This window comes from Pandoraea terrigena (assembly GCF_902459705.1).
Lineage (GTDB): Bacteria > Pseudomonadota > Gammaproteobacteria > Burkholderiales > Burkholderiaceae > Pandoraea > Pandoraea terrigena.
The window spans coordinates 211,241-230,569 of the sequence record NZ_CABPRU010000007.1; the positions used below are offsets into that span (position 1 = coordinate 211,241).

A 19,329-nucleotide genomic window follows, 5' to 3' on the forward strand; every position below is an offset into this window, starting at 1 on the left:
GGATGCACATCGTGCCGGGGGGGGGCGGAAGGGGCGGTTTGCGTTGGCGTCGGGCTTGCCATCACGTCTCCTGTTTGTTGAGCAGCAGGATCGTGGCGCCCAGCACCACGGGCACGGCGATCAGCATCGGCCAGAATTGGTTGCCAAGATCGACGAATCCGAGCGCCTTGTTGAACACGCCGCGGCTGACGATCAGCATGTAGGTCGCCGGATAGATCTCGCCGATGAGGCGGCCCGAGCCCTCCATCGAGGGCACCGGCGTGAGCATGCCGGAGAACTGGATCGCCGGGATCATCGTGCCGATCATCGTGAAGAACATCGCCGCGACCTGGCTGCGCGTGAACGTGGACGCAAGCAGGCCGATGCCCGTGGCGACGACGTTGTAAATCAGGACGGCGCTCACCAGCGTCAGGAAGTTGCCCTTGATCGGCACGCCGAACAGCGTCACGGCGATGAGCGCCATGAGCAGGAAGTTCAGCATGGCGAGCGCGACGTACGGAATCTGCTTGCCGATCAGGAATTCCGTGCGCGTGACCGGGGTCACGTACAAATTCAGGATCGAGCCGAGTTCCTTCTCCCGCACCACCGAGAGCGCCGTGAGCATGGCGGGCAGCATCAGCAACAGCAATGGAATCACCGCCGGCACCATCGCGGGCAGGCTCTTCACGTCTGGGTTGTAGCGATACCGCGTCTCAATGTCGAGCGACGCCGTCGGGCGCACGCCGAGACGGTGCAATGACTGATCGGCCAGCCAGTTCTGGTGCATCCCCTGCACGTAGCCCTGTACCGTCTCCGCGCGCATCGGCATCGCCCCGTCGATCCACGCGCCTATCTCTACCGCCTTGCCACGCATCACGTCGCGCGCGAAGCCGGGCGGAATCTCGATGGCCAGCGCCAGTTCGCCTTTGCGCAGTCGCCGGTCCATATCGGCGTCGTCCTTGATGGCCGGTTGCTCGATGAAGTAGCGCGACCCCGCGATATTGAGCGCGTAGTTCTGGCTCAACGTGGTCTGGTCGCGGTCGAGCACGGCGTAGCGCAAATCTTCCACGTCCATGCTGATGCCGTAGCCCATCACCAGCATCAACACGAGCGAGCCGACCAGCGCCAGCGTGGCGCGCACCGGATCGCGCTGCAGCTCCAGCGTCTCGCGCCAGAGGTAGCTCATCATGCGGTCGAGCGAGAACGCCTTGTGCTGCGCGGGTGCCGCCTCGGCGGGCACGCTGGCGGCAGCGGGCGAATTGGGGGAACCGGGAGAACCGGCCGAACCGGGCGTACTGAGCGCGCTGGGCGAGTCGGAGGATTGGGGCGAGTGGAGCGCCTTGGGCACCGGCGGTGCGGTACCCCCCGCTTCGACGAGAAACGCGATGAATGCCTGCTCGAGCGTGGCCACGCCCTTGTCATGTGTGATGGTCGCGGGCGGGTCGGACACGAGCACCTTGCCAGCGTGCATCAACGAGATGCGGTCGCAGCGCTGCGCCTCGTTCATGAAGTGTGTGGAGATGAAGATCGTCACGCGATCGCGGCGCGACAATTCCACCAGCAGGCGCCAGAAGTTGTCGCGTGCGATCGGATCGACGCCCGATGTCGGCTCATCGAGAATCAGCAGTTCGGGCTTGTGCACCATCGCCACGGCGAGCGACAGGCGCTGGCGCATGCCAAGCGCAAGGGTGTCGGGCAGTGCACCAAGCACGTCCGCCAGACCGAAGCGCCGCGCCATCTCAGCCACGCGCGCGCCGACCTCGGCCTCGGGGACATGGAACAGCCGCGCGTGCAGCACGAGGTTCTGGCGCACCGTCAGTTCGGTGTAGAGCGAGAACGCCTGCGACATGTAGCCCACGCGCCGGCGCGTGTCGATGTCCTTTGGGTCGACGGCGTGGCCGAAGAGCCACGCCTGACCGTCGCTCGCTTGCAGCAGGCCGGTGAGCATCTTCATCGTGGTGGTCTTGCCGCAACCATTCGAGCCGAGGAAGCCGAAGATCTCGCCGCGCCGGATGCGGAAGTCGACGTGATCGACGGCAACGAAATCGCCGAAGCGCATCGTCAGGTCCTTGGCTTCGATGGCGATCTCCGTCTGTTCGCCCACAGGCAGCGGCGGGATCGCGACGGGTTCGTAGCCCCGCGTCTTCGCCGCCGGCAGCAGGTCGATGAATGCGGCTTCCAGGGTGTCCCGATGCGTGCGCGAGAGCAACTCGGCGGGCGTGCCCGTCGCGAGCACCTTGCCGGCGTCCATGGCGACGAGCCAGTCGAAGCGCTGCGCCTCGTCCATGTAGGCGGTGGCGACGATCACGCTCATCGCCGGGCGGGCGCGACGAATGCGCGCGATCAAGTCCCAGAACTGCGCGCGCGCGAGTGGATCCACGCCGGTCGTCGGCTCGTCGAGTATCAGCAGGTCGGGATCGTGAATCAGCGAGCAACACAGGCCGAGCTTCTGCTTCATGCCGCCGGAGAGCTTGCCCGCCGGCCGGTCGAGAAACGGATGCAGGCCGGTGCTGTGTGTGAGATCGTCGATGCGGTGGCGGCGCTCCGGGGCATTGTGACCGAAGAGCCGTGCGAAGAATTGCAGGTTCTCTTCGACGGACAGCGTCGGGTAAAGATTCTTGCCGAGCCCCTGCGGCATGTAGGCGATGCGCGGACACACGCGGTCACGGTGCGCCCGGCTCGCCATGTTGCCGCCGAGCGCTTCGACGGTGCCCGTCTGCACCCGGCGCGCGCCTGCGATGAGCGACAGCAGGGTGGACTTGCCGACGCCGTCCGGCCCGATCAGCCCGACCATGCGGCACGCGGGAAGGTCCAGGCAGACGTTGTCGAGCGCGAGGGTCTTGCGGCCGTAACGCAGCGTCACGTCGGCCACGTGCACCACCGGCGGCAAGTCGTTGCCGGGCGCGGACGACAGCGAGGGCGGCGAAGGCGGGGGAGGCGGCGGAGGCACCGTCATGATGCGCGGCTCACTGTGGCAGCTTCGTCTGTAACTGGGCCGGCCACGGCACCTGGCTGTTGGTCTTCACCCAGGCGACGCCGGGCAGGCCGGTCTTCACGAGCTTCAGATGCTGTTGCAGCAATTCTGGCGCGATCTGTGCGCGCACGCGGAACATCAGCTTCTGGCGCTCGCTCTCGGTCTCGACCGTCTTCGGCGTGAACTGCGCGGTGCTGGACACGAAGGACAGGCTCGCGGGAATGACATACTGCGGCGCCGCGTCGAGAATGATACGGACTTCGGCCCCCATGGCGAGGCGGCCCGCCACCGTTTCGGGCAGGAAGAACGTCATGTAGACATCTGACAGGTCGACGACGTTGAGCACCTTGCCGCCGGCCGCCAGCACTTCACCGGGTTGCGCCACGCGATATTGCACGCGGCCGTCGCGCGGCGCCTTGAGTTCGCTGTCCGCGATGTCGGCTTCGATACGGTGGATGGTGGCTTGCGCGGCTTCCACCGTCGATTTCGCGCCGATCACTTGAGCGTTGGCCGCTTCCACGGCCGATTGCGCGGCGGCGACCTGCGCGCGGGCAGCGGTGACGGCGGCGCGCGTGCTGCGAACGCGCGCGCGGTCGTCATCCAGCTCCTGCACCGACGACGCGCCTTCCTTCGACAGGGTTTCCGAGCGCGACAGACGCCGCTCAGCGGCATCGAGCTCGGCTTCGCGTGCCGCCACGTTCGCCTCGGCCGTCGCTTTGTCCGACACGCGCGCGGCGGCCTGCGCCTGGATCGCGGCGACGTTGGTCACGGCCTGCCGATACTGGGCGCTTGCTTCATCGCGCTGCGCGCTGAGCGTGTCGATCTGCATCTTGGCAAGCACCTGGCCCGCCTTCACGAAATCGCCTTCCCGAACGTAGATGGCGTCGACACGTCCGCCGAGTTTGGTGGCGATGTCGACTTCGGTTGCTTCGATGCGACCGTTGCCGCTCGCGAAGCCCTCCCCCGGCCCGGCGTTTCGGTAGGTCTTCCATCCATACCAACCTAGCCCGATCACAACTAGCACGATCAGCGCGGGAACCAGTGTCTTGGCATTGGGAAGCGTCATGGGCGCTGACCTCGGGAGCTTAGTGAACGGACGGCGCGGCGTTCGCCGGGCTCGTTGCGCCCGAGGCGCCGGCCGCGCTGGCTGGCGACGGCGCGACGACGCGCGGCGTATGGCCAATCGCTCGGCCGGGCGCATCGGCGGCGGGCAAGCGCCGGCTGCCGCCACCCAGCGCGGTGTATAGCGACACGCGTGCGGAAAGCAGCGCGCGGCGCGTCTGTACGGTCTGTTGCTCGATGGCGAGGAGATCGCGCTGGGCGTCGAGCACTTCGAGAAACGCGGCCGCGCCGTGGTCGTAACGCAGCTTGGCGAGCCGTGCGCGCTCGGCCTGGGCGTCCTGCGTGGCTTGCAGGATCGTGACCTGATCAGCCAGCCAGCGGCGCGCGCTCAGGGCGTCGGCCACATCGCGGAATGCCCCCTGAATCGTCTTCTCGTAATTCGCGACCGACTCCACGCGCTGCGCTTCGGCGAGATCAAGGTTGTTCGCGAGGCGTCCGCCCTGGAAGATTGGCACGCTGAGGCTGGGCGCGAATGTCCACGCGGCGCTACCGGCCTTGAACAGGCCATCCAGTGCGCTGCTCGCCGTGCCCACCGAGCCGGTGAGCGTGATCTGCGGGAAGAATGCCGCGCGCGCCGCACCAATGTTGGCGTGTGCCGCGCGCAACTGATACTCGGCCGCGATGATGTCGGGCCGATCTTCCAGCAACGATGACGGTAAGGCTGGGGCGAGGTCGCGCATCAGGCGGTCGTCGTCGACCGTGGTGCCAAGGGCCACGGGCGATGTATCGATCGGCGCGCCCACGAGCACTTGCAGTGCGTGGGCCTGTGCGGCGCGCTGTTGCTGGAGCTGCGCGACGAGCGCCCGGGCCTGTTGCCAGAGCGTGGTGACTTCGGTGAGGTCGAGCTTCGAGGTCGAGCCGACCTGCTCGCGGCGCGTGAAGATACGCAGCGACTCGGCCCGGCTGTCGACTGTCTGCTGCGCCAGGGCGATGCGCTCGTCGAATTCGCGCAGGCTCAACCATGTTTGTGCGATTTGCGAGATCAGGCTGAGCGTGAGCGCACGTCGAGAGGCATCGGACGCCAGGTAATCGTCGAGCGCGGCATCCTTCAGATTGCGGATGCGCCCCCAGAAATCCAGCTCCCACGTCGACATGCCGAGGCCAACCTGATACTGGCTGCTGATATAAGGGCTGCCGGTGAGGCTGAGATCGCCGGGCAGACGTTGACGTGTCTGATTGGCGCCCGCGCCAAGCGATGGCAACAGATCGGCGCGTTGAATCCCGTACACCGCTCGCGCTTGCTCGACACGGGCGAGCGCGACGCGCAGGTCACGATTGTTGACCAATGCAGTCTCGATGAGGCCGCGCAACCGCGGCTCGGCAAAATACTCGCGCCAATCGAGTCCGGACGCCGGCTGCGCGGCCGTCGCGGCCGGCGACATACTGGCATCGGCGGGCCACACACCGGCCACCGGGAGCGCTGGGCGCTCGTAAGGCGGTGCCATCGAAAGACAGCCGCCCAGCAGGGTTGTGACGAGCGCGGCAATCATGGGCATCGCGGCGGTGTTCGCGACGCCCAAACGCCTGAGTGAATTGCACGATTTCGCCATGGAAGTTTCAGCCTGCCGACGGACACTTCACTATAGCCCGGTGACGTCGCTCGGCGTATACGAGAGGAGGCGAAAATGGCGAACGGTTGTGCTAAATCAACAAGGGCTCCGAGTCGACGATCGATTCGGAGCCCTGCTCATTCACCTATCTGGCCCGGGCGATACCGCTGAGGCCGTTGCGTCTCAAGCTGCCGCAGGCATCATATCGGTGCAGCGCCGTGGGGATCAATACTCGGCGTCGAGACCGTCCTGCACCTGCTCGGCCGCACGCAGCACGGCGCGGGCCTTGTTTTCCGTCTCTTGCCATTCGGATTCGGGCACCGAGTCGGCCACGATGCCCGCCGCGGCCTGCACATACAGATTACCGTCCTTGACGACGCCGGTGCGGATCGCGATGGCGACATCCATTTCGCCGCCGAACGAGAGATAACCCACTGCGCCGCCGTACAGGCCACGCTTGACGGGCTCGAGTTCGTCGATCAGTTCCATGGCGCGAACCTTCGGGGCGCCGGTGAGCGTGCCGGCCGGGAACGTCGCGCGCAGCACGTCGATGTTCGACAGCCCCGGTTGCAGGCGGCCTTCCACGGAGCTCACGATGTGCTGCACGTGCGAGTACTTCTCGATCACCATCTTTTCGGTGACGGCGACGGTGCCCGTTTGGGCGATGCGGCCCACATCGTTGCGCGCCAGGTCGATAAGCATGACGTGCTCGGCGATCTCCTTCGGATCGCCAAGCAATTCGGTGGCCAGTTCGGCGTCGCGCTCAGGCGTGGCGCCACGCGGACGCGTGCCGGCGAGCGGGCGAATCGTCACGATTTCCTGCTCGCCATCGGGGGTTTGCCGACGTTCATGCCGCACGAGGATCTCGGGCGACGCGCCCACGACCTGGAAGTCGCCGAAGTTGTAGAAGTACATATACGGCGACGGATTGAGCGAGCGCAGGGCACGGTAGAGCGAGAGCGGGGCGTCGCGATACGGCTTGATGAGACGCTGGCCGACCTGGACCTGCATCAGTTCGCCGGCGGCAATGGCGTCCTTGGCCTTCGCGACGGCCGCGAGATAGTCCGGCTTGGCGAATTCACGGAAGGTTTCGGTGCGCACGCTGCCGGACGTGACCGGCGCATCGACCGGCGCCTTCAGGCGGGTGCGCAGCTCACGCAGACGCAGGCGGGCTTTCGAGAAGGCTTCGGGCTGCGTGGGGTCTGCATAGATGATGAGGTAGAGCTTGCCGGTCAGGTTGTCGATCACGGCCAGCTCTTCGGTGAGCAGCAACTGGATGTCGGGCAGGTTCAGGTCATCGTGCGGCGTGGTGTGCGCCAGCTTCTTCTCGATGTAGCGCACGGCATCGTAGCCGAAGTAGCCCGCGAGACCGCCGCAAAAGCGCGGCATGCCCGGGCGCAGGGCCACCTTGAAGCGCGCCTGGAACTGGGTGATGAACTCGAGCGGATCGCCGTCGTGCGTCTCGACGACGACGCCATCGCGTACGACTTCGGTCTTCGGGCCGAAGCTGCGCAGCAGGGTGTGAGCCGACAGGCCGATGAACGAGTAGCGGCCGAAGCGCTCGCCGCCGACCACCGATTCGAGCAAGAAGGTGTTCGCACCGCGCCGGTCGCCCAAGGCGAGCTTGAGGTACAGCGAGAGCGGTGTATCGAGATCGGCCAGCGCCTCGGCGATCAGGGGGATGCGGTTGAAGCCTTGGTTGGCCAGCGATTTGAATTCGAGTTCGGTCATATTGCGCTCTGCCTGCGAGTTTGCCGGCGGGCGGTCCCGCAAAATCGGCGTGAATTGGCGTTGAGAATACCTGAGTCGTGTCGGGGTGGAGATGCTGACCCACGTCGAGCCACAGTGAATGCGCGCGCCTGTGCGAAACGATGGCGCTTGCCGCGGCTCGGCGAACCCGCGCGCTGTGCACGACAGCGCGCCGAGGTATGACGTCTTGGGAACAACAACGATGCAAGAAACGGGTTGCCGAAGTCGAACTCCGACGATCCCGGCCACCCCTTGGAAGGGTTCAGCAGGACCAGCGTCGCCAGGGCCAGGCCCCCCGGTCGATCACGCTCAGACTCCGTTTCTTGTTCAGGAACATGCGCTTGAATGCAATGTGGACGATGGCGAATTCAGCTCGCCAGCACGGGCGTTGCCCTGGGCAGGATCGCCCGGGCGGCGCCCAGAATTGAGCCGACTATACCATCCGTGTCGATCGTTTGTACAGATTCGCCATGGTTGTAGCCATACGGCACGGTCAGCGACCGGCAACCCGCCGCCCGGGCCGCCTGTGCGTCGTTGCCCGAGTCGCCGACCAGCACGGCTTGCGCTGGCGATACGCCGAAGACTTCGCATGCCTTGACGAGAGGCATCGGGTCTGGCTTGCGCTTGGGCCAGGAATCGCCGCCGTACACGAGGTCGAAGTGTTCGGACAGGTCGTAATGCGCGAGCAGCGCCACCGCGAAGCGATGTTGCTTGTTGGTGATGCAGGCCACGGGCAGACCGGCGGCGCGCAGGGCCGCCAACCCTTCGCGAACTTCCGGATAGAGCGCCGTGTTCGCGCCGTTGACCGACGTGTAGACCGCTTCGTACTTGTCCTGCGCGCGCTCGAACAGGGTGTCGATGTCGTCGGCGGGGAAGCGTTCGGCGAGGGTCTTGCGCACGAGATTGGCAGTGCCCTTGCCCACGAACGTCATCAGGCGTTCGGTCGACACGGGCGCTGCGCCCAGATCGGCCAGCATGGCGTTCAGTGCCACCGCGAAGTCGCCCGCCGTGTCGACGAGCGTGCCGTCGAGGTCGATCAGCACCGCGCGGATGCCGTCCAGTTGAAGGTCCGGGGTGTATGTCATGCCACGCTCGCCAGTTGGGCGCGCATCTGGTCGATGACCGCCTTGTAGTCGGGTTTGCCGAAGATGGCCGACCCGGCGACGAACGTGTCGGCCCCTGCGGCGGCAATTTCCGCAATGTTGTCGACCTTCACGCCGCCATCGATTTCCAGACGGATTTCACGGCCGGTCTCGGCCGTATAGGCGTCGATGCGCGCGCGCACGGCGCGCAACTTGTTGAGGGCTTGGGGAAGGAATGACTGGCCGCCGAAGCCGGGGTTCACCGACATGATGAGCACCATGTCGAGACGATCCATCACGTGGTCGAGATAGTGCAGCGGCGTGCCGGGGTTGAATACAAGACCGGCTTTGCAGCCGTTCTCGCGAATCAGCGAGAGCGTACGGTCGACGTGTTCCGATGCTTCCGGGTGGAAGGTGATCACGTTCGCGCCGGCCTTGGCGAAATCGGGCACGATACGATCCACTGGGCGTACCATCAGATGTACGTCGATGGGCACGTCCACATGGGGGCGGATCGCCTCGCACACCATCGGGCCGATGGTCAGGTTGGGAACGTAATGGTTGTCCATCACGTCGAAGTGGATCCAGTCGGCACCTGCCGCCACGACGTTACGGACTTCTTCGCCCAGCCGGGCAAAGTCGGCGGACAGGATGCTGGGGGCGATACAGAATTGCGTCATGGCGGAGCGGGGGGATGGGCGTCAAAACCGACATTTTAAGGCTTTCGCCCGACGCTTGCCGGCGGTGGGCCGAACAGGTGGGCGCCGGTCCGCCTCGAATCGGTCGCGGACTGGCGTCTTTGCCGGTTGCGACCCGCGACGACTTGCCGCAGAATGCGTTGCAAAACGCCACCAGAGAGCACGCATGCGCAACAGGAAGACCCGATGAGCCAGTACGAATTTACCGTCACAGTGCGCCCGCAATACCTCCCGGAGCAATCGGAACCGGATCGGCAGCAATTCGCCTTTGCCTATACGATCACGATTCGCAACAGCGGGGAGGTGCCGGCGCAACTGATTTCGCGTCATTGGGTAATTACCGACGGCGACAACCATGTGCAGGAAGTCAACGGCCTGGGCGTGATCGGCCATCAGCCGTTCCTGCAACCCGGCGAGCAGTTCGAGTACACGAGCTGGGCGATGGTCGCCACGCCGGTCGGCACCATGCGCGGCGAGTACTTCTGCGTGGCCGAGGATGGCACGCGTTTCGACGTCCCCATCGCCGAATTCGCGCTGACCATGCCCCGCACGCTGCACTGAGGCGGGCATGCGCGCAGCGATCAGGCGTCAGCGGCGGTCGTCGGACCAGTCTTCGCGTTTGAGCGGGTCGTCGGCCGCCGGTGCGGCAGCGTCCCGATCTGGCGCACCGCGCGGATCCACCGGGTCTACCGTGTCGCTCGGCATCGGCCGGATCGCGCGCATCTGGCGAACCCTGCGTTTGGGCGACGGCTTGCGGCGCAACACCACGATCGCGGCGACGATCGCGATCGCCAGCAACACCTCCGGCAAGACCAGCAAGGCCGGATATTCATCGAACAGATTACCCATGACGCTCTTCCTGACGAAGTTCGGGCGGTGGCGCGCCGGCCGGGGCCTGGCGTTCGCCGCGTTTGTCGCTTTGCTCTACGGATGTTCGAGTGTGCCTCCGACGAGCACGTCGCGTCCAGGCACGCCGCCGTCGAGCGTGGCGACGCCCCCCGCGGGCGCAGGCCGCATGCAGGCCGTGTCGTGGTCGCAGGTCGACGGCTGGCAGGACGACTCGCTCATCGGCGCGCGTCTCGCGCTCGCCCAGAGTTGCGCGAAGCTGGGCCGTCAAATCAACTGGCAACCGGCCTGCCGCGCGTCCGAGCATATCGACGATCTGGACCCGGCCGCGGCCCGGCAGTTCTTCGAGCAGTACTTTACGCCGTTTCGCATCGCTAACGCCGACGGCACCCAGACGGGCCTGATTACGGGCTACTACGAGCCGTTGCTGCACGGCTCGCGCGTGCGTGGCGGCATCTATCAGACACCGCTCTACAAATGGCCCACCGGCCGGCGCGCCGGATCGCTGCCCGCTCGAGCCGAACTCATGCGCAGCGGCATCCTGCGCGGCCACGAGCTGGTGTACGTCGACGACCCCGTCGAGGCGTTCTTCCTGCAGGTGCAGGGCTCGGGCCAGGTGCTGCTCGACGACGGCTCCATCATGCGCGTGGGCTATGCGGGCAACAACGACCAGCCGTACAAGTCGATCGGACGCTGGCTGATCGATCATGGCGAGATTACGCCTGCGCAGGCGACGATGCAGGGCATTCGCGCGTGGGCGCGCGCCAATCCGACGCGCGTCGACGCCTTGCTCGATGTGAATCCGCGCTTCGTCTTCTTCCGCGAAATGCCGAATCACGGCGTGGGGGGCATCGAGGGGCCGGTGGGCGCCTTGGGCGTGCCGCTCACGGCGGAACGTTCGATCGCCGTGGATCCGGCCTCGATCCCGCTCGGCAGCCCGGTGTTCCTCGCGACGACGCGTCCGCCGTTTGGCGCGAAGGCGAATGCGCCGATCAACCGGCTGATGTTCGCGCAGGACACTGGCAGCGCGATCAAGGGCGGCGTGCGCGCCGACTTCTTCTGGGGACTGGGCGACGACGCCGGCGATCTGGCCGGCCGCATGCGCCAGAGCGGCCGGATGTGGGTGTTCCTGCCCAATCAGTGACGGTCGAGCGCCAACGAAAAAGCCCGCGATGATTCGCGGGCTTTTTCGTTGTGCCGGACGCCGTCGGTGCTTAGCGTGCGCGCTTGTCCAGGACCCGGCGTGCCTTGCCCGCCGAGCGCTCGATGCCACCGACCGGCTTCACACGCACCGCGCACGACACGCCGATGAGCGTCTTGATGTCGCGCTTGAGTTCGCTGCCTGCCGATTGCAGCGCCGCGTCGTCGTGACAGCCGGCGGTTGCCTCGACCTCGACGGCCATCGTGTCCATCGGACCTTCCTTGTCCAGGATGATCTGATAGTGCGGCGAGAGCACCGGCTGGCGCAGCAGCAGTTCCTCGATTTGCGACGGGAAGACGTTCACACCGCGAATGATCATCATGTCGTCGGAGCGGCCGGTGATTTTCTCCATGCGGCGCATCGTGCGCGCCGTGCCCGGCAGCAGACGCGTGAGATCGCGCGTGCGGTAGCGGATGATCGGCAGCGCTTCCTTTGTGAGCGAGGTGAACACCAGTTCGCCGAACTCGCCGTCGGGCAGGACTTCCCCGGTCTGCGGATCGATGATCTCAGGGTAGAAGTGATCTTCCCAGATCGTCGGGCCGTCCTTGGTCTCGGCGCATTCGCTGGCAACCCCCGGGCCCATCACTTCCGACAGACCGTAGATGTCGACCGCGTCGATTCCCATGCGCTTCTCGATGGCCGAGCGCATGTCGTTCGTCCAGGGCTCCGCGCCGAAGATGCCGATGCGCAGCGACGATTCGGCGGCCACCATGCCCTGGCGCTCGAGTTCGTCGGCAATCGCGAGCATGTAGCTCGGCGTGACCATGATGATGTCCGGCTTGAAGTCCTGGATCAGTTGCACCTGCTTTTCGGTCTGGCCGCCGCCAAACGGGATCACGGTCAACCCGGCACGCTCGGCGCCGTAGTGCGCACCGAGCCCGCCCGTGAACAAGCCGTAGCCGTAGCTGACATGCACCTTGTCGCCGCGGCGCGCGCCAGCGGCGCGAATCGAGCGCGCCACCAGATCAGCCCACGTGCTGATGTCGTTGGCGGTGTAGCCCACCACCGTCGGCTTGCCCGTTGTGCCCGACGACGCGTGCACGCGCGAGACCTGCTCCATCGGCACGGCGAACATGCCGAACGGATAGCTGTCGCGCAGATCCTGCTTGGTCGTGAATGGGAACTTGGCCAGGTCGGCCAGCGAGGTCAGGTCGTCCGGGTGGACGCCGGCCTCGTCGAACTTCCGGCGATATACCGGCGAATTTTCATAGGCATGCCGCAACGTCGTCTTCAGACGGTCGAGCTGAAGGGCGCGCAGTTCGTCGAGGCTCGCTTTCTCGATCGGCTCGAGCGGCAAGGCGGTGGTCATGACTGTCTCCTTGGGACTGGCTACTTACTGGTACTGACTCAAACGTATGTGTCTCGCGAACCCGTGTCTGGATGCGCGTGCTGCCGGGCGCGTCAGACGACGTTGCCCTTGATCTGTGCGGACTTGCCGCGGAACATGGCGACGGCTTCACCGGCCGAGTTCGTCAAGCGAATGTCATAGACGCCGTGACGCCCCGAAAGCACCTGCTCCTGTGCCTCGGCCGTAAGCGTGTCGCCCCCCGAGACCGGCTTCAGGAATTCGATGCTGCACCCGGCGGCCACGGTATTGATGTTGTAGCTGTTGCACGCGAATGCAAACGTCGAATCGGCCAGGGTAAACATCAGGCCGCCGTGGCAGATGGCGTGGCCGTTGAGGAATTCGTCGCGGATGCGCATCGTCATGCGCGCATAGCCCGGCCGCACTTCCTGCAGCTCCATGCCGAGCCACTGGCTCGCGCGGTCGCTGCGGTACATGGCCTCGCCCGTGGCGTGGGCAAGTTCTTCCGGTGTCATCTCGCTGGTTGCCTTGGGGGCGGGGGAGGTCAGGCTCATCGTGTCTCTCGTCTTGTTATGGTGTTGGTCGATCAGCGGCCTTCGAACTTCGGCGCGCGCTTCTCCAGGAACGCGTTCACGCCTTCGGCATAGTCGTGCGATGCGCCCAATGCGCGCTGTCCGTCGCGTTCGAGGTCGAGTTGCTGGTCGAGCGTGTTGGTCGCCGAGGCGTATAGCGCTTCCTTGATCGTCGCGAGCGCCTTCGTGGGTTGCGATGCCAGCTGCGTGGCGAGTTTCTGCGCCTCGGGCACGAGCGCATCGTCGTCGACGCAGCGCCAGATCAGTCCCCAGTGCTCGGCCTGTTCGGCCGAAAGCTTGTCGCCGAGCATCGCCAGCCCCATCGCACGCGCCATGCCGACGCGTTGCGGCAGGAACCACGTGCCGCCTGTGTCTGGCAGCAACCCGATCTTCACGAACGCCTGCAGGAAGTTGACCGACGCGCCCGCGAGCACGATGTCGCAGGCGAGCGCCAGATTCGCGCCCGCACCTGCGGCGATACCGTTCACGGCCGCGATCACCGGCAGCGGCATCGCGCGCAGCTTGCGCACGAGCGGATTGAAGTTCTCGTCGATCAGCGCCCCGAGATCGGTCGAGGCCCCCGGTGTGAAGTCGAGATCCGCCAGGTCTTGGCCGGCGCAGAAGCCGCGTCCGGCACCGGTCAGCACAATGGCGCGCGCGCCCTGTGCCTGCGCGGTATCGAGGGCGTCGCGCAACGCCGCATGCATCTCCCGCGTGAAGCTGTTGAGCTTCTCGGGGCGGTTGAGCGTGATCGTCGCGACGTTGGCTTGCAGCGTCAGTTGAACCGTGGCGGTCATCGGTGTCTTCCTCCGGGTGTCGTCTATCGGGTGGGGGGCGGGGCCCGGGGTCAGAGGCGTTCGATGGCGATCGCGATGCCTTGGCCCACGCCGATGCACATCGTGCACAGCGCGTAGCGTCCGCCGGTCCGGTGCAACTGGTATATCGCCGTGGTCACCAGGCGCGCGCCCGAGGCGCCCAGCGGGTGGCCCAGCGCAATTGCGCCGCCGTTCGGGTTCACGCGCGCGTCGTCGTCGGCAATGCCGAGCTGACGCAACACCGCCAAACCCTGGCTCGCAAAGGCTTCGTTCAGTTCGATCACGTCGAACTGATCCAGCGTCATGTTCAATTGCCGCAGCAGCTTGCGCGTGGCCGGGGCCGGGCCGATGCCCATGATGCGCGGGGCCACGCCAGCGGTTGCCATGCCGAGCACGCGCGCGCGCGGCGTGAGGCCGTGCAGCTTGGCGGCGCTCTCGCTCGCAAGCAGCAGCGCGCATGCGCCGTCGTTCACGCCGGAGGCATTGCCCGCGGTGACGGTGCCGTCCGGACGCACCACGCCCTTGAGCCTGGCCAGCGCCTCGAGGCTCGTGGCGCGCGGATGTTCGTCGCGCTCAACGATGATCGGATCGCCCTTCTTCTGCGCGATCGAGACCGGCGTGATTTCCTGTGCGAGCGTGCCGTCAGCCTGCGCGCGCGCCGCCTTCTCCTGGCTGCGCACGGCGAAGCGGTCCTGGTCTTCGCGGCCGATCTTGAAGTCGTCGGCGACGTTTTCGGCCGTCTCCGGCATCGAGTCCACACCGTATTGCGCTTTCATCAGCGGGTTGATGAAGCGCCAGCCGATGGTCGTGTCGAAGATCGCGGCCTGACGCGAAAACGCGCTGTCGGCCTTGCCCATCACAAACGGCGCGCGAGTCATCGACTCGACGCCGCCGGCAATCATCAGTCCGGCTTCGCCCGCCTTGATGGCGCGTGCGGCGGTGCCGATGGCGTCCATGCCCGAGCCGCACAGGCGATTGAGGGTAGCACCCGGCACGTCGATCGGCAGCTCGGCGAGCAGCGAAGCCATGCGGGCGACGTTACGGTTGTCTTCGCCGGCCTGATTGGCGCAGCCGTAGATGACGTCGTCGATCAGCGACCAGTCGACGCTCGGGTTGCGCGCCATGAGCGCCTTGAGGGGAATCGCGCCGAGATTGTCGGCGCGCACGTCCTTCAGGGCACCGCCGTAGCGGCCGATTGGGGTGCGGATCGCGTCGCAGATGAAGGCTTCGGTCATGATCTTTCGTTCCTGTCTTTGCGTGGGGCGGGGTGTGCGCAGCGGCAGCCGCGCAACGGTGAGTGCCTGGAGTCGTGACTTACCGTCGCGCTGGCTTCCCGTCCTCTTGTCTATATATAGAGATGTCGATGTACGGAAGGCTCAGGCAGCGCCGGCGTCTGACTTGGCCGGCACATGGCGGCGGCTTTGCACGACGCGGAAGCGATTCGCGACGAAGGCGGCGTCGGCGAGGCTCGCATTGGCGGCCGGATTACCGCCCGTGCCGTGGTAATCCGAGTAGGCCGCGGATTGGTTCACGAACACACCGCCCGTCAGATTGAGCGACAGGGCAACGCGCCCTTCGATGGCGGCGTCGAGCGCCTGGGCCTCGCCCTCGGCGGACGTCGTGTATGCCGACAGCGTGAGCGCGCCATGCTCGGCGGCGGTGCGTCCGGCCAGGGCGAACGCCTGCGGGCTGTTGTCCACTGCGATCACGAAGGCGATCGGGCCGAACCACTCGCGGGTGTAGGTGGCTTCGTCGGCAACATCGAGCGCGACGATCAACGGCGTGCGCACGCGGGCGTCGGCAAAGGCAGGGTGCTGGAGTGTCTGGCTGTCGAGCACGACGCGGCCGACCTTGCGGGCCTCGTCAATGCGCGCGAGTACGCCGTCGTTCTGGATCGCGCCCAGCAGTTCGACTGCCTTGGCCGGGTCGCTGCAAGTCTTCTGGACGCTGCCGGCGATGGCGGCGACGACTTCCTCGAACGACACCTTGCCGTCGGGTGTCTGGATACCGTCGCGCGGGATGTAGATGTTCTGGGGCGCGGTGCACATCTGGCCCGAGTACAACGCCAGCGAGAAGCCGATGTTGCGGGCCATGCCCTTCAGGTCGTCCGTCGAATCGATCACGATCTGGTTCACCCCGGCCTTCTCGGTGTAGACCTGCGCCTGACGGGCGTGGGTCTCCAGCCAATCGCCGTTGGCGGTGCTGCCCGTGAAATCGATCACGCGCACTTCACCGCGCGTGGCCAATTGCTGCACGGTCGCGCCGTCGTTGGGGTTGGTGGCCGCGAGCGTGACGACATCCGGATCGAAACCGGCTTCGCGCAGCACTTCGCGCGCGATCTTCACCGTGATGGCGAGCGGCAGGATCGCGCCCGGATGCGGCTTGACGATCACGGCGTTGCCGGTGGCCAGGCTGGCAAACAGGCCCGGGTAGCTGTTCCACGTCGGGAACGTGCAGCAGCCGAGCACCAGCGCCACGCCGCGCGGCACGACCGTATAGCGCTTTTCCATGGCGAGCGGCGGGTTCTTGCCTTGCGGCTTCTCCCAGTAGGCGAGTGCCGGGATACGGCGCAGTTCGTCCCACGCATAGGCGACGGCTTCGAGGCCGCGATCTTGCGCGTGCGGGCCGCCGGCCTGGAAGGCCATCATGAAGGCTTGGCCCGTCGTATGCATCACGGCGTTGGCGATTTCGAAGCTATGCGCGTTCAAGCGCTTGAGAATTTCCAGCGACACGCCGACCCAGGCGTCCGGGGTAGCGGCGCGCCACGATTTGTGGGCGTCGCTCACACGGGCGAGCAGGGTGTCGATCTCGAAACCGGGATACGTCGTGCCGAGGGCGGCGCCGAACGGCGAGGCCTCTTGGCCGACGCTGCCCGTGCTGCCGCGCTGTTCCAACGGGAACGCGGCATTCAGATAGTGTTTGAAAGCGGCTTCGCCGTCGGCGGCGGCCGTCTCGCCATAAGCACGCGGGCTTGGCATTTCCGCGAACGGGCTCCAGTATCCACGCGTGGCGATGGCCTGAAGGGCGCGCTCGAGAGTCTCTTGGTGTTTGGCGAAGAGGGGATGAATCATGGTTGTGGATCTGTCCGTGTCGGAATGCGGCTGGCGGATTCGCTGTCTGTCGGCGGGCACGTTCGTGCGGGCGCGCGGCAAGACGCAGGTGACGGCACCCGGTCGTCGTCGAGACATCGCATCGACATTAATTAACCGACCGGTTGGTTTGTTAATATAGCACCAAATCTTCCGGGCGTGGCACACGATGATGCCGGGTTTTCCCCGACGGCTGTCGCGGCGTCCGGCGCGTGGCGTGCAGGTAGCGGCGATGACCGTGATGGTGGAGATGGGCCGTGATCCCGCGTGGGGCGGAGGGTCGTCTGCTTGGCGGAACGCCAGGTGCGTCGCTGGAGGATCGATGGCATCATGCCTAACCACTGCAGTCGACGCCCGGCGGGTCTGGTTACCCCAACTCGCCATGGGCGCCGCAGCGCTATTGCGAACCAACGGCGTGTCCATCGCCTTATGCCTGTTTCCGGTGACTGCCAGGGTGTTGATGCCCTGAGCGCACCGGCCCCCGAACCAAAAGACGAGACTTTGACTGGAGGAAGAAGAGGATGACGTACGAGAATATTCTGGTGGAAACGCGCGGCCGCGTCGGTCTGATCACACTGAATCGTCCGAAAGCGCTCAACGCGCTGAACGACGCACTGATGGACGAACTGGGCGCCGCGCTCACGGCGTTCGACGCTGACGAAGCCATTGGCTGCATGGTGATTACCGGTAGCGAGAAAGCGTTCGCCGCGGGGGCCGACATCGGCATGATGTCGAAGTACACCTTTGCGGATGTCTTCAAGGGCGACTACATCACGCGTAACTGGGAGACGGTGCGCCGCATCCGCAAGCCGGTCATCGCGGCGGTGTCGGGCTTCGCGCTCGGCGGTGGCTGCGAACTGGCGATGATGTGCGATTTCATCATCGCTGCCGAGAACGCCAAGTTCGGCCAGCCGGAAATCAAGCTCGGCGTGATTCCGGGCGCTGGCGGCACACAGCGCCTGACGCGCGCCGTGTCGAAAGCCAAGGCCATGGACATGTGTCTGACGGCGCGTTTCATGGACGCCACCGAAGCCGAGCGCGCCGGGCTGGTCTCGCGCGTGGTACCGCTCGAGACGCTGCTCGACGAAGCGCTCGGCGCGGCCAACACCATCTGTGAATACTCGTTGCCGGTCGTGATGGCGGCGAAGGAAGCCGTCAACCGCGCGTTCGAGTCGACCCTCGACGAAGGGGTGCAGTTCGAGCGCCGGATGTTCCATTCGCTGTTCGCGCTCGAAGATCAGAAGGAAGGCATGGCGGCGTTTGTCGAGAAGCGCAAGCCGGTTTTCAAGCATCGCTGACGCTGGCGTGAAGTCGCGCGACGACCTCCTCCCGGGAGGTCGTCCTATGATAGGCTGCCGGTTTTTTCAGCAAGGGACAAAACGATGTCGATCAACCGACGCGCATTTGCGCTGGCCTTAGTCGTGGCCTCGGGCCTGCTGTTGAGTGCCTGCGGGAAGAAGGAAGAATCGGCCGCGGGCCGGTCGGTGGGGGCGGACGGCGCGCAACCGGTGTACGTCGTCGGCACGGACGCCGCCTACGCGCCGTTCGAATTCGAAACCGATACCCGGCAGATCGCCGGCTTCGACATTGATGTGATGAAGGCTGTTGCGGATAAGGCGGGCATCTCCGTGCGTTTCATCAATACGCCGTTCGAGGGCATCTTCAATTCGTTGATTCAGGGCGATAGGGACATTCTGATTTCGGCGATCACGATCACGGACGAGCGCCGCAAGCAGATGGACTTCTCGGCGCCTTACTTCGAGGCGTCTCAGTTGATCGCCGTGCCGCTGAACTCGAATGTGAAGACGTTCGACGATCTGAAGTCGCTGAAGGTGGGCGTGCAGACGGCCACTACGGGCGACGAGGTGGTGCAGCAGCTCATGGGCAAGAACAATCCGTCGGTCAAACGCTTTGAAGGCACGCCGCTCGCGATGAAGGAGCTGGAGGCCGGCGGTGTGGACGCGGTCGTGGCAGACAACGGCGTGGTGGTGAACTTCGTTACCAACAATCCAGATGCCAAGCTGCGTACGGTCTCCGATAGCAGCTTTCCCAAGGAGTATTACGGTATCGCGGTACGCAAAGGGGATACCGAGTTGCTGGGCAAGATCAACAAGGGGATCGAGGCGATCAAGGCGGACGGCACGTATGACGCCATCTTCGCGCGCTACTTCGGCAAGAAGTCCTGAGAATTGTCATATGACGGCGCGTGCGAGTGCCGTCGTCATTTAAATAAACCCCGCCACGTCACATGGCGGGGTTTATTCATGGGTTTTCAAATTATTTTCACAAAGGGCTTGCCAGGATACGGGGTTTTCACTAATATTCCGTCTCTCGCAACGACGGCGA

16 protein-coding genes are annotated in these 19,329 nt (G+C 65.5%); 4 read left to right on the forward strand and 12 right to left on the reverse strand.

The genetic code is table 11. The features are described from left to right. Positions 1–61 precede the first annotated feature (61 nt). From rbbA to rpe, 6 genes are all read right to left on the reverse strand, one after another. Entirely contained in the window at positions 62–2,935 is a 2,874-nt protein-coding gene (gene rbbA / locus PTE31013_RS15980) for a ribosome-associated ATPase/putative transporter RbbA (RefSeq protein WP_246174623.1), read from the reverse strand. 10 nt (positions 2,936–2,945) lie between these two features. Further along, the gene (locus PTE31013_RS15985) at positions 2,946–4,019 is read right to left on the reverse strand and encodes an HlyD family secretion protein (protein WP_150613748.1); all 1,074 of its coding nucleotides are present in this window, start codon (positions 4,017–4,019) and stop codon (positions 2,946–2,948) included. 19 nt (positions 4,020–4,038) lie between these two features. Continuing rightward, the gene (locus PTE31013_RS15990; RefSeq protein ID WP_246174625.1) at positions 4,039–5,565 is read right to left on the reverse strand and encodes an efflux transporter outer membrane subunit; all 1,527 of its coding nucleotides are present in this window, start codon (positions 5,563–5,565) and stop codon (positions 4,039–4,041) included. 285 nt (positions 5,566–5,850) lie between these two features. Next, complete coding sequence (gene trpE / locus PTE31013_RS15995) at positions 5,851–7,356, reverse strand: anthranilate synthase component I (RefSeq protein WP_150613750.1); 1,506 nt, start codon at positions 7,354–7,356, stop codon at positions 5,851–5,853. Positions 7,357–7,742: 386 nt separating this feature from the next. Then, on the reverse strand, positions 7,743–8,459 hold the full coding sequence (locus tag PTE31013_RS16000; RefSeq protein WP_150613751.1) for a phosphoglycolate phosphatase: 717 nt from the start codon (positions 8,457–8,459) through the stop codon (positions 7,743–7,745). Continuing rightward, positions 8,456–9,136, reverse strand: a complete 681-nt coding sequence (rpe, locus tag PTE31013_RS16005) for a ribulose-phosphate 3-epimerase (protein ID WP_150613752.1) — start codon at positions 9,134–9,136, stop codon at positions 8,456–8,458. The genes PTE31013_RS16000 and rpe overlap by 4 nt, the downstream gene beginning before the upstream one ends. Positions 9,137–9,340: 204 nt before the next feature. Here rpe and apaG point away from each other — a divergent pair, with 204 nt between their 5' ends. Further along, positions 9,341–9,715, forward strand: a complete 375-nt coding sequence (apaG, locus tag PTE31013_RS16010) for a Co2+/Mg2+ efflux protein ApaG (protein ID WP_130027213.1) — start codon at positions 9,341–9,343, stop codon at positions 9,713–9,715. A gap of 27 nt (positions 9,716–9,742) precedes the next feature. Here apaG and PTE31013_RS24835 read toward each other — a convergent pair whose 3' ends face one another. Next, the gene (locus PTE31013_RS24835) at positions 9,743–10,003 is read right to left on the reverse strand and encodes a hypothetical protein (RefSeq protein WP_174978581.1); all 261 of its coding nucleotides are present in this window, start codon (positions 10,001–10,003) and stop codon (positions 9,743–9,745) included. On the opposite strand from PTE31013_RS24835, the gene mltA reads away from it, so the two are divergent. Continuing rightward, the gene (gene mltA / locus PTE31013_RS16015) at positions 10,002–11,144 is read left to right on the forward strand and encodes a murein transglycosylase A (protein ID WP_246174628.1); all 1,143 of its coding nucleotides are present in this window, start codon (positions 10,002–10,004) and stop codon (positions 11,142–11,144) included. The genes PTE31013_RS24835 and mltA overlap by 2 nt on opposite strands. A gap of 70 nt (positions 11,145–11,214) precedes the next feature. On the opposite strand, the gene paaK is transcribed toward mltA, so the two are convergent. The 5 genes from paaK to paaN form a co-directional block, all read right to left on the reverse strand. Further along, complete coding sequence (paaK, locus tag PTE31013_RS16020; protein ID WP_150613753.1) at positions 11,215–12,510, reverse strand: phenylacetate--CoA ligase PaaK; 1,296 nt, start codon at positions 12,508–12,510, stop codon at positions 11,215–11,217. 92 nt (positions 12,511–12,602) lie between these two features. After that, positions 12,603–13,061, reverse strand: a complete 459-nt coding sequence (gene paaI, locus PTE31013_RS16025) for a hydroxyphenylacetyl-CoA thioesterase PaaI (RefSeq protein ID WP_174978590.1) — start codon at positions 13,059–13,061, stop codon at positions 12,603–12,605. Positions 13,062–13,093: 32 nt separating this feature from the next. After that, positions 13,094–13,876, reverse strand: coding sequence for a 2-(1,2-epoxy-1,2-dihydrophenyl)acetyl-CoA isomerase PaaG (paaG, locus tag PTE31013_RS16030; RefSeq protein WP_150613754.1), 783 nt, complete (start codon positions 13,874–13,876; stop codon positions 13,094–13,096). A gap of 50 nt (positions 13,877–13,926) precedes the next feature. Further along, positions 13,927–15,129, reverse strand: a complete 1,203-nt coding sequence (pcaF, locus tag PTE31013_RS16035; RefSeq protein WP_150613755.1) for a 3-oxoadipyl-CoA thiolase — start codon at positions 15,127–15,129, stop codon at positions 13,927–13,929. A 141-nt stretch (positions 15,130–15,270) separates the two neighbouring features. Next, positions 15,271–16,965, reverse strand: coding sequence for a phenylacetic acid degradation protein PaaN (gene paaN, locus PTE31013_RS16040; protein ID WP_150613756.1), 1,695 nt, complete (start codon positions 16,963–16,965; stop codon positions 15,271–15,273). Between the two features lie 539 nt (positions 16,966–17,504). Between paaN and PTE31013_RS16045 the strand changes: the two genes are divergently transcribed. Together PTE31013_RS16045 and PTE31013_RS16050 are read left to right on the forward strand one after the other, a co-directional pair. Further along, the gene (locus tag PTE31013_RS16045) at positions 17,505–18,281 is read left to right on the forward strand and encodes an enoyl-CoA hydratase (protein ID WP_150613757.1); all 777 of its coding nucleotides are present in this window, start codon (positions 17,505–17,507) and stop codon (positions 18,279–18,281) included. An 84-nt stretch (positions 18,282–18,365) separates the two neighbouring features. Beyond that, the gene (locus tag PTE31013_RS16050; RefSeq protein WP_150613758.1) at positions 18,366–19,169 is read left to right on the forward strand and encodes a basic amino acid ABC transporter substrate-binding protein; all 804 of its coding nucleotides are present in this window, start codon (positions 18,366–18,368) and stop codon (positions 19,167–19,169) included. Positions 19,170–19,329 lie beyond the last annotated feature (160 nt).